The sequence below is a fragment of the Aestuariivirga litoralis genome, assembly GCF_003234965.1.
Lineage (GTDB): Bacteria > Pseudomonadota > Alphaproteobacteria > Rhizobiales > Aestuariivirgaceae > Aestuariivirga > Aestuariivirga litoralis.
In genome coordinates this window covers 1-1,023 of sequence record NZ_QKVK01000024.1, presented here as the reverse complement: position 1 = coordinate 1,023, position 1,023 = coordinate 1, and the positions used below count along the sequence as shown (strand labels likewise).

Genomic DNA, 1,023 nt, shown 5'->3' with positions numbered 1-1,023 from the left:
TGAAACGGGTGCCGTCGGTGCCACGGGTGCTCAGGGTGAGACCGGCGCGCAGGGTGAGACCGGCGCCAAGGGTGACACGGGTGCTCAGGGTGAAACCGGTGCCAAGGGTGACATTGGCGCTGTCGGTGAGACCGGCGCGCAGGGCGACACTGGCGCTGTCGGTGAGACCGGCGCTCAGGGTGAGACCGGCGCCAAGGGTGACACTGGCGCTCAGGGTGAAACCGGTGCCAAGGGTGACACTGGCGCTGTCGGTGAGACCGGTGCCGTTGGCGCAACGGGAGCTCAGGGTGAGACCGGCGCCAAGGGTGACACGGGTGCCCAGGGTGAAACCGGTGCCGTCGGTGCCACGGGTGCTCACGGTGAGACCGGCGCTGTCGGTGAGACCGGTGCGCAGGGTGACACCGGCGCCAAGGGTGACACTGGCGCAGTCGGTGAGACCGGTGCGCAGGGTGAAACTGGCGCCAAGGGCGACACGGGTGCCCAGGGTGAAACGGGTGCCGTCGGTGCCACGGGCGCCAAGGGTGACACTGGCGCAGTCGGTGAGACCGGCGCAGTCGGTGAGACCGGTGCGCAGGGTGAAACTGGCGCCAAGGGCGACACGGGTGCCCAGGGTGAAACGGGTGCCGTCGGTGCCACGGGTGCTCAGGGTGAAACCGGTGCCAAGGGTGACACTGGCGCTGTCGGTGAGACCGGCGCGCAGGGTGAAACCGGCGCCAAGGGTGACACTGGCGCTGTCGGTGAGACCGGCGCAGTCGGTGAAACCGGTGCTCAGGGTGAGACCGGCGCCAAGGGTGACACGGGTGCCCAGGGTGAGACCGGCGCAGTCGGTGAAACCGGTGCTCAGGGTGAGACCGGCGCCAAGGGTGACACGGGTGCCCAGGGTGAAACCGGTGCCGTAGGTGCCACGGGTGCGCAGGGTGAGACCGGCGCTGTCGGTGAGACCGGTGCGCAGGGTGAAACCGGCGCCAAGGGCGACACTGGCGCTCAGGGTGAAACCGGTGCCAAGGGTGACACTGGCGCTGT

Annotated in this window: 1 protein-coding gene; it reads right to left on the bottom strand. The window is 69.4% G+C overall.

Annotated features, from left to right (window positions below; genetic code table 11):
• Positions 1-1,023, bottom strand: a 1,023-nt coding sequence (locus tag DK847_RS21060) for a serine-rich family protein (protein WP_280956423.1), incomplete at both ends; no start/stop codon positions are given.